Here is an 8,834-nt window from a genome sequence, read left to right as displayed (position 1 = left end):
AAGAAAACCACTAAAAACTGAGCCAATTTTATTACCCTAAAAGAGTAAAGAATTAACCCCGTGATCGGCGAAGAGACGCGGCTTATAATAACCACACCCCACCCCGTCAACCAATTATTTTAAGTTATTTTAAAAACTCCGGAGAGCAGAAAATTACTTAAAATTGAGACACTTAAATTCGAATAGATCGAACTCAGAACCTCAATGGCCAGCGAAGAGATGCAGCGTATAAAGACCGCATCTTCTCCCGTCAACATGTTTTCTCAATTAATTTAAACAAGTCCGTAAACTGATCAAATTAGCCAATAGGACATTGCTCACTAACCTCAGTCAGGTCTGCCAATATCCTCATGTCGAAGAAGAGCGCAGACCTATATGGATGAAGTCAGACAGCGTCAATCAATATAATGCACTTTTTTACCGGTTTTACGTGATTCCACAGCTTATCCACAAACCTTACACAGATTACCATGCCTAAAGTGGTCCCTCACCTGCATTCGCTGGGCAATTATTCCTTATATACGCGCTAAAAGATCCTGCTTCTTCGCTTCAAAGTCATCTTCACTAATAACTTTCGCGTCTCGCAATCCGGCTAAACGCTCTAAAAGCGCAAAGATATCGGATTCTTTGGCATCCCCCTTAACGGGACTTGCTTGCTGTGATTCTTCGATATCATTTGGGGCCTGCTGCATTGTCTCTGGCATCTCAATCGATGAAGGCTCCGCATTTACCTCAGCTTTGGGCACCACATTATCTACCCGTGGAAGACTATTTAGCGAGACGATTCCATACTGGCTGGAAAATGTGATAGATGCATCACCGCTCTGCTGCTGTCCAAAGCCACCAATATTATGGTCAAGCGTATCATACACACCAACGCTTCCATATGCATTTAGCGCCAAACGCCGCATATTCGGGAAATAGGCGTATTGCATGTCGTTCTGACTGCCCGTTGCAGAAGGCTGACCAAGCTCTTCGGGCCACCATGCACCGCCTTGCGTCATATAAAAGCTAGATCCATTCCCCTGACTTTGAGATTGAAAAGAATTGTTTTGTTGATGAGCCGGCGCTTTGCGAACTGGAACAGGTGCAAATGGCTGAGTATTCGCCAGCAAACCAGACAATTCGTAACAGACATTATCAACCTGCGCCTTAAGGCCATGATTGAACATGTCTCCCACCATGGTCATTCCGCCCTGCATCCATTGGCCAGAGCCACCAAATTCAGGATGACTAAATTGCGCCATTGTGCCTCCGCCATTTGCAACAGCATTCAACATGGTCGCAATAGCATCAAAGCTCACACCATAACGTTGAGCAATTTCGTTGACCGATTGCTCACCTTGGGGGGATAATTTTCTCATGGTCTAGGCTCCTCTCAGGTCGCCTTTATAAATCTATAAATCCATTATCCCACACTATAGTGACATTAGCGAGACGAAAACATGAACAGTTTCACGACTTGTACGCTGAACGCAATTTCTTCAACACACAAAATCAAACGATAGCGGCGACCATCCAGCCTATCTCCAGAAGAAATAAAGTTAACACCTGAGACGCTTATAGAAACTATTCACTGTAAATTGTTCAAAGACTCCTGATTTTGCGCAGAAGTGAATAGAAGAATTCAGTTTTTTGGTAACCATATGCATATACAGTCTCAGCAAATTCAATCTGGGGCTATGGCACGATCATTGCTTATTCCCGGTCAAATAATTGTACGCGGGATTTGCGAAATGACTTTGCGCCGAATGAAAACAGGTATCGTTGGATTAACAATGGCCTCTCTAGGTCTTGTCCTTCCTGCTATTGCGAACCCCGCCGCCCAATACACGGGTGAGTTTGAGCGCCCTTATGGCTTTAGTTATGGGCAAGAAAGCCAAAACTATGATGCCAGCTCACGAGACATAAATGGCAATCGCGTCATTATAGATGGCCGTATCGTTGTTGGAGATGATCTATCTTCTCTCTCCGTTGGCGGCGTCTACGGACACAATTTTCGTGGAGCGGGCGCGGGTTATGGAAGCTATCAAGGATTTGGGAATTCTACCGCTGTTGGAAACCAACTCAACGTCATCACAAACGGTAGCAACAATATTGTCGTCATCGACTCACACCAAACTAATTCTGGCGATCAAACTGTAATTCTAAATGGGGAGCTTGATCTGAATGACTAGCCCAATTCGCAAAAATGCTAAAAAATCAGTCGCTCTTCTAGCAAGCGCGCTCATGGTAACTGGTTGTGTATCTCCTGTTGCAACGAAATCAGGAAATTACACAAAGCCAATCGGTGGCTCACCGGTCACAGCAAACCCAACACCTTATTCGACCAGCCTTGTATGTATGGGTGATTATGCTCACCAAGTTGGTCTAGGCCAGCCACGTATCGCTGTCGGTCGGATCCTTGATTATACTGGTAAAGAAGATTTTGAAGGTGGTCGCCGCGTCACGCAAGGTGCTTCCCTTATGGCCATTTCCGCTTTTGCGAAAGCTGGTGCACGCCTTGTTGAGCGTTTTGATACATCTGTCTCTGAGTTGGAATTAAAATATGCCAACAACAAGCTAATCGGCGATGCTGCAGATCAAGACTTTAGAAAAATCACTGCGGGATCAATCCCGGGATCTGACTTCTACCTTGTAGGTGGTATCACAGAGTTAAACTCCAACATTCGCTCCGTTGGAATTGATGGCTTTATCGGGGATCGCGACGTTGAAGACCCTAAAGGCAATGGCGGCGCAAAAATGTTCGTCATCAATGTCGGATTAGATCTACGCCTTGTCGAAACAGAATCTCTGGAAGTTGTCGACGTCATATCCTACCAGAAACAAATCATTGGCCGTGAAATTTCAGCCGGAATTTTCGATTTTGCCAACAATAACGTATTTGACATCGGCCTTGGTGAACGCGCGCAAGAGCCAATTCAATTGGCTGTCCGCTCAGTCATCGAACGTGCTGTCTTAGAAATGACAGCCAACTTATACGGTATCACAAGCCCTGATGTTTGTGGCGCGCTGGCAAACAACAATATTGGTGTTCCAACAACAAACTCGATCACCGGTAATTACGTGCAAGCGTATGAAAACCTCGCCACAAATAATGGTCAAACACGCGAAGAAGCATCTCGCTGGCACGATGATCGCGACAGAGATATCGAGAACGCCAAAAAAGTCACGCTTCGCGGCCGTAAAAACAATTAATAATTGGCGATAAACTTCGCCCGAACACTTCAGGGCGAAGCGCTTTACCAAATGCCTATTTAAAAGGTCTCAGACATGAAAAGAACAAACCTTGCAGCAAGTGTCGCACTAAGCGCCCTTTTGGTGAGCCTGTCTGGATCAGCTTTGGCACAATCAGATCCCGGCATTCTAAACAATCAAATTAATTTTGCTGACGTATTTGCAGATATGAATGTTGAGGAAGATGGTAACAATGTTAGCTCCACCGCATTGGCTTTGGGCAACGTAGCCTCGGGCATGGGAGATGGTGCCGTCAACGGACATGTTGAATCAACACAAACAATGTCTGGAGATTCAACTGCTTCTGCAACGCTAGAAAGCTTAAACACTCTTGGAACAGCTTCGGCTGAGGCCACGTCTTATGGTAACTCCACAACAGGTAGTCAATTCCAAGCAGACAGCATGAACCAGACCGTTGGCGCAAATCGTATTTCATCTTCAACCAGTGTCAACGATATTTCAGCTACCACATTGAATACAAGCGCTACATCTGCAGCTAATATTCAGGATATCGGTTTTGATGGCCGTCTTGTTGCCGAAGGTGATTCTCCAACATTGCGCGCAAACGCGAACCAAACCTCTCAAGCAGATGTCGACGCAAGTGTTGATGCGACCGTATGTTGCTCAGTTGAAGACACAAATGCGAACACACTTGCTGTTAGCAATAGCTATCAATCTTCTTCCGTTTATTCAAACGTGTTTGGCAATATACGCCAAACTTCAACCGGCGACACAGTGACTGCCGAAACGAACTTAACACAAGCTGCAGGCAACAATGTTAATGCCAATTCCCAAGCCATGGGAAACAACATTGTGATGGACAATTCATGGGGTTATTCCCAACTCGATGGCAGCCAAAACAACTCGTCGACAATCACCTCAACCACAGAAGTGGTTTTAAATGATTGGAGCGGCGATGCAGCTATTTCCGCATATGGGGTGGGAAACTCCGCCTTGCAAACCAATATCGGTTCAGACTTAAATGCCTATTACTCACAAAACAATTCGGGAGATGTTATCTCTCTGTCTGATTTTGAAGGTGGTAATGGCGGCGCAGGAAACCTGACAAATTCCTCAACCGCGATCGGTAACGCTTATACAGGCTATGTATGTGCAACATGTCAAAGTGCTGTTCCTGGCGGTGCTCTCACACAAACAAATTCCGGCAATATCATTGCATCAGGGCAGACATGGACAAGTAACAATGGCAATGTTTATGGCTCGGCAGTAGCGATCGGCAACTCTGCCAATTATTCAACAAACAGTGTTGCAGGAAGCCATTAAACCAAGTTCTCAATATACATATAGAAACTTAGATCTAAACTAGGTTTCAAACCTCAAATCCCCTCTCCTTTATCAGAGCCGGGGATTTTTTATTGAGACAAAACCAACACTACAGTTTCAAAACGCGTAAACTCACAAAAAATCCGGCAAGCGATGTACGCAATTGCCGGATTTCTAAATTCTTCTAACTGTTTGTCTGCTTTGTTGATTTAATAAACGTTTTGACCAACGCCACCATCCAGCACAATCCGACCTGAACTAGAAATCGGCTTTTCAACCACCACTTCTTTCATAACAGTACGGTGGCTTGGAATACATGATGGTGATTTTGCCTGAAGTGTTTTCACGCCTGGTCCATAGCGACGAAGCAAAGACCGCTCATTACAATTACGTTGCGCAGCAGCTGGCGCACAACTCAATTGCCCACCAACAGAATGTGTTAAAGCTTCACCCTTTTTACAAGAAAAAGTACGTCCACCATCGAACATTGCATCACTATTGGCAAAAGAACCTACAGTTACCTGCATGGATGTTCCGGCCATACAGCGGAAAACTTCGCCTGTATAAGTAGTAGAAATAGCCTCTTCTCCAAAAACTTGAGACGCAGGGTGTGGTGCACCCTTATCATCAATACACACCGCCTGAACCGGTTGCGCCTGAATACTAACTTCAGCTGGCGCACAATATTCTTCAGTCACAGCAATTTCTTCTGTAACGGTCTGCAAACCACCTTCAACTTTTAGATTATTCAACACGCTAGACTCATATGGTGCGACAGTCGCACCATGTCCTTGATTGAAATAATAGATGCTTGATTGTTGGCTATGACCACCTTCAATATAAGTGGAATATCCGCGACCTGCATTGCCCGCACCAATCACGACGCTCGCTCCAGGCGCAACAACGCCCGGAACTTTCACAATTTGGCTTTCGGGAAGATCACAACAATTCGCATTCGAGCCGGCCGCAGGTGCCGTCCTGACAATTGGTGCATTGCCTGACTGAGCAAGCGCATTTCCGCCAACCAATAATCCGCCAATAGCACCAATGGCCAATGCAGCCCGCAAAGGAATGTGTCTTGTTGAAACGGTCATTATGCAACTCCTCGTATCTTCAACCCTTACATGCAATTTATACGCCCGATTTCATCCGTCAGGTGCATTGCATTTCTCCAATCAGTTGAAGGTGACCAATATTGACCCGAAAATAGCAAATATTCCGTTACAAAAACTGGCCCACTCTTTGCGATGTCGTTCTCAAACAGGCAATTGCCTACTAGTTTAAAGAGAATAAAGTTGATGATAGAGCTAAAAGCACATCCGAATACGCGAGCGATCATCGAAGCCTGGAAAAGATTGTCGCGGGGGGACAGTCATTTAATCGAGGGCCCAATGGCCCATGATTATCCAGACGTCGTTGGCCGCCTGTTCATAGTCCAGCGCACAGATGTCGAAGATTACTCTCTTCGCATGGTAGGTGCTGGCATCCAAGAATTGTTCGGACGCGAACTTGTTGAACACAATTTCTTATCATTGTGGAATGCCACGGACAAAATGGTTGTCAAAACGGCTGTGGAAACAGCGATTGAATGCGCCAGTCCATCACTTATCCGAGCAACAGCTCAAACGCTGGATGGTAAAAGTATCGAAATTGAAATCTCTTTTTCGCCCTTAGATACAGGCAATAAAGAACGTCCGCGCCTTTTGTGTCTCTATCAGACATTATCTGACGAAGCCGCTCTCAAAGGTCGTCCAATCTATCGGCATTTTATATCAAGCCTATATCCGCCGAAACCCAGAGACACAGGGCCGTCATTACGCATCGTGCAGTAGTTTCGGATATGATTCATTTAAAATGGGGCTTGTTTATACAAGTCCCATTTTTTATCTTCTACCTCAGCTTGAAAAGCCAATTCTAATTGAAAGAGATTTCCAGGAATAAAATTTAGGTTCTGGCAACACTTTATGAACCTTCAATACAATATGATATCAGGTGAATGAACCCGACCATGTTGGAAATCGAATGTCTGACCTATCTACAAATCGACTTTTAGTTCGGAATATTGGCGCAAAAGATCGCCGTAGATTCCGGCGTGTTATCCATGAAACAACGGCACGTTGTCTCTGGAAAGGTGGGCATGAGTTCAATGCCAAAACAGTTGATCTCTGCGGTGGAGGCGTCTCTCTTAGAACTGACGAGCCCTGCAATCTCGGTGATCAAATCATCATTTATGTTGATCAACTTGGACGATTAGCCGGTACGGCAGCCCGAAAAACCGAAGAAGGTTTCGCAGTCAGCGTTAAATTTGTTCCGCAAAAACTAGACAAATTCGTGGATCAGCTCACTTGGATCGTTAATCAACGAAGCCTTGGCCTCGAAGATGACCGCTTATCACGTCGCCGCACATCGTCAGGCCAACTTATAGCAACCTATGAAAGCGGCATTGTCGCACAATGTAATGTCATCGATATTTCATTGCTTGGAGTTGCTCTTCGCACATCAGGTCCACGACCAGAAATCGGCTCTCGAGTTCAAATAGGCCGTAAAGCTGGCCGCTGCGCTCGATATGTCGAAAACGGATTTGCCGTCGAGTTTCTCAAATAACAACTGACGACTACAAACAGACTTTTATGGATAGAATCTCATAATGTATAATGCCACCAACCAACAAAAAGACGTCAATAATGGTGACCAAATCAAACGTGTTCAATGGCGTGTTCAGGTTGATGGTACAATATATGGCCCCTATCCCAGAGCTAGATTAATTGATTTTCTCCGAGAAGGCCGCGTCAACGCGCACACACTTCTTGCTTGCGGAGAAGATGATGTGTTCTTTCGGGCCGATGAACATCCCAATATTCGCTGGAATTTCTCAGGCAATACAGAAAACACTGCACGCATTGCCTCAGAAAACAAAAATGAAGACCAAGCACCAACAGTTTGTAATTACTTCATCAGCGGAAGAATTCTCACAAATTTACACCACTTCGAACAAGTCTTGAATGCAGCAGGTAAATTTGCGCGCGCAGGCAATGACATGTGGGTCTTACGATCAAACATCACCCTGCCCCAGCTGCGCAACAAACTTTCCGCCGTTATGGGCAAAGACGAACAATTTGTCATCGTCAACGCAACTAAAGGACGCCTCGCTTGGTTCAACCTTGGTGTAGAGCCAGACATTGCTGTTCGAAGCGTTTGGGATTCAGATCTGGACGATTAAGCACTTTAATTCTATCAGACTTTGAACCATCGCCCATTCGTGTGCGCTAAATAAATCGCTGACATGGTTGAAACCGATATCTTTTCGGCCCAAATCAAGCTCCTGTCACAATAAAAATCTCCTATGGACCAGTCTAATGCCCATAACCCTGCCCCGTTCACTCCCAGCTTTTTCCGTCCTTAATGATGAAGGCGTTATGGTGCTCGGGCTGGATACAGCGCACAAGCAGGACATTCGTCCCCTGAAAATTGGGTTGCTGAATCTTATGCCTAAAAAGATTCAAACAGAAAACCAATTTGCGCGGCTTATCGGTGCCACGCCATTGCAGATAGACCTTCACCTGATCCGCATGACAGAACATAAAACCAAAAACACTGCTGCAGAGCATATGGCAGAATTTTATCGTTCTTTTCAGGAAGTCCGAGATGAAAAATTTGATGGTCTGATCATCACTGGTGCGCCTGTCGAACAGATTGATTTTGAAGATGTGACCTATTGGGACGAGCTAAAGCAAGTTTTTGAATGGACGCAGACCAATGTGCACTCCACTTTTGGCGTATGCTGGGGCGGCATGGCGATGATCAATTATTTCCACAACGTCAAAAAGCATCTACTGCCAGAAAAATATTTTGGCTGCTATGCTCAAAAAAACCTTCAGCAAGCATCACAATATTTGCGCGGGTTTACCGATGAATGTGTCATTCCTGTCAGCCGCTGGACTGAAGTCAGACAAGACGAAGTCGACGCGGCCAATCTTGTCACATTGCTAGGAAGCGATGAAACTGGGCCATGTTTAATCGAAGACAAAAAGCACCGCGCATTATATATTTTCAATCATTTTGAATATGATAGCGGCACTCTAAAAGAAGAATATGATCGAGACAAAGCCAGTGGTGTTCCGGTCAATTTACCCTTTGATTATTACCCGAATAATGATCCAACCCAAACTCCTCAAAACCGATGGCGTTCTCACGCCCATCTTTTATATGGCAACTGGATAAGTGAGATTTATTTGACGACTCCATTTGATCAATCTCAAATTGGTCAATCATCTACGGATTTACGCATTCAACCCTAAACGCTGGCCCAATCG

9 protein-coding genes are annotated in these 8,834 nt (G+C 45.1%); 7 read left to right on the top strand and 2 right to left on the bottom strand.

The window, feature by feature from the left end:
* Positions 1–515 precede the first annotated feature (515 nt).
* The gene (locus AC5EF3_RS05415) at positions 516–1,364 is read right to left on the bottom strand and encodes an SHOCT domain-containing protein (RefSeq protein ID WP_493547305.1); all 849 of its coding nucleotides are present in this window, start codon (positions 1,362–1,364) and stop codon (positions 516–518) included.
* Positions 1,365–1,646: 282 nt separating this feature from the next.
* Here AC5EF3_RS05415 and hfaA point away from each other — a divergent pair, with 282 nt between their 5' ends.
* The 3 genes from hfaA to hfaD all read left to right on the top strand — a co-directional run bounded on the left by hfaA (position 1,647) and on the right by hfaD (position 4,521).
* Positions 1,647–2,177 (top strand): holdfast anchoring protein HfaA, encoded by a 531-nt coding sequence (hfaA, locus tag AC5EF3_RS05410; protein WP_493547304.1) that lies wholly within the window; start codon positions 1,647–1,649, stop codon positions 2,175–2,177.
* Positions 2,170–3,198, top strand: a complete 1,029-nt coding sequence (gene hfaB / locus AC5EF3_RS05405; RefSeq protein ID WP_015826502.1) for a holdfast anchoring protein HfaB — start codon at positions 2,170–2,172, stop codon at positions 3,196–3,198. The genes hfaA and hfaB overlap by 8 nt, the downstream gene beginning before the upstream one ends.
* Positions 3,199–3,273: 75 nt before the next feature.
* Positions 3,274–4,521 carry a holdfast anchor protein HfaD gene (gene hfaD / locus AC5EF3_RS05400; RefSeq protein WP_493547303.1) on the top strand — a complete coding sequence of 416 codons (1,248 nt, stop codon included), beginning with the start codon at positions 3,274–3,276 and terminating at the stop codon, positions 4,519–4,521.
* Between the two features lie 209 nt (positions 4,522–4,730).
* Here hfaD and AC5EF3_RS05395 read toward each other — a convergent pair whose 3' ends face one another.
* Positions 4,731–5,615, bottom strand: a complete 885-nt coding sequence (locus tag AC5EF3_RS05395; protein WP_493547302.1) for a hypothetical protein — start codon at positions 5,613–5,615, stop codon at positions 4,731–4,733.
* A gap of 204 nt (positions 5,616–5,819) precedes the next feature.
* On the opposite strand from AC5EF3_RS05395, the gene AC5EF3_RS05390 reads away from it, so the two are divergent.
* From AC5EF3_RS05390 to AC5EF3_RS05375, 4 genes are all read left to right on the top strand, one after another.
* Positions 5,820–6,353, top strand: a complete 534-nt coding sequence (locus AC5EF3_RS05390) for a PAS domain-containing protein (RefSeq protein WP_493547301.1) — start codon at positions 5,820–5,822, stop codon at positions 6,351–6,353.
* 190 nt (positions 6,354–6,543) lie between these two features.
* On the top strand, positions 6,544–7,125 hold the full coding sequence (locus tag AC5EF3_RS05385) for a PilZ domain-containing protein (protein ID WP_493547300.1): 582 nt from the start codon (positions 6,544–6,546) through the stop codon (positions 7,123–7,125).
* 43 nt (positions 7,126–7,168) lie between these two features.
* Positions 7,169–7,741, top strand: coding sequence for a hypothetical protein (locus tag AC5EF3_RS05380; RefSeq protein WP_493547299.1), 573 nt, complete (start codon positions 7,169–7,171; stop codon positions 7,739–7,741).
* 136 nt (positions 7,742–7,877) lie between these two features.
* Complete coding sequence (locus AC5EF3_RS05375) at positions 7,878–8,819, top strand: homoserine O-succinyltransferase (protein WP_493547298.1); 942 nt, start codon at positions 7,878–7,880, stop codon at positions 8,817–8,819.
* The last annotated feature ends 15 nt before the right edge of the window (positions 8,820–8,834 follow it).

Source organism: Hirschia sp. (genome assembly GCF_058892565.1).
Note: the sequence above shows the minus strand (reverse complement) of the source record. Positions and strands in the feature narration are given on the sequence as shown.

Coding starts and splice junctions, on each gene's coding strand:
- AC5EF3_RS05380 (WP_493547299.1), top strand. CDS start 7,169: ATGTATAATGCCACCAACCAACAAAAAGACGTCAATAATGGTGACCAA.
- AC5EF3_RS05390 (WP_493547301.1), top strand. CDS start 5,820: ATGATAGAGCTAAAAGCACATCCGAATACGCGAGCGATCATCGAAGCC.
- AC5EF3_RS05385 (WP_493547300.1), top strand. CDS start 6,544: ATGTCTGACCTATCTACAAATCGACTTTTAGTTCGGAATATTGGCGCA.
- AC5EF3_RS05395 (WP_493547302.1), bottom strand. CDS start 5,615: ATGACCGTTTCAACAAGACACATTCCTTTGCGGGCTGCATTGGCCATT.
- AC5EF3_RS05415 (WP_493547305.1), bottom strand. CDS start 1,364: ATGAGAAAATTATCCCCCCAAGGTGAGCAATCGGTCAACGAAATTGCT.
- hfaA (WP_493547304.1), top strand. CDS start 1,647: ATGCATATACAGTCTCAGCAAATTCAATCTGGGGCTATGGCACGATCA.
- hfaD (WP_493547303.1), top strand. CDS start 3,274: ATGAAAAGAACAAACCTTGCAGCAAGTGTCGCACTAAGCGCCCTTTTG.
- hfaB (WP_015826502.1), top strand. CDS start 2,170: ATGACTAGCCCAATTCGCAAAAATGCTAAAAAATCAGTCGCTCTTCTA.
- AC5EF3_RS05375 (WP_493547298.1), top strand. CDS start 7,878: ATGCCCATAACCCTGCCCCGTTCACTCCCAGCTTTTTCCGTCCTTAAT.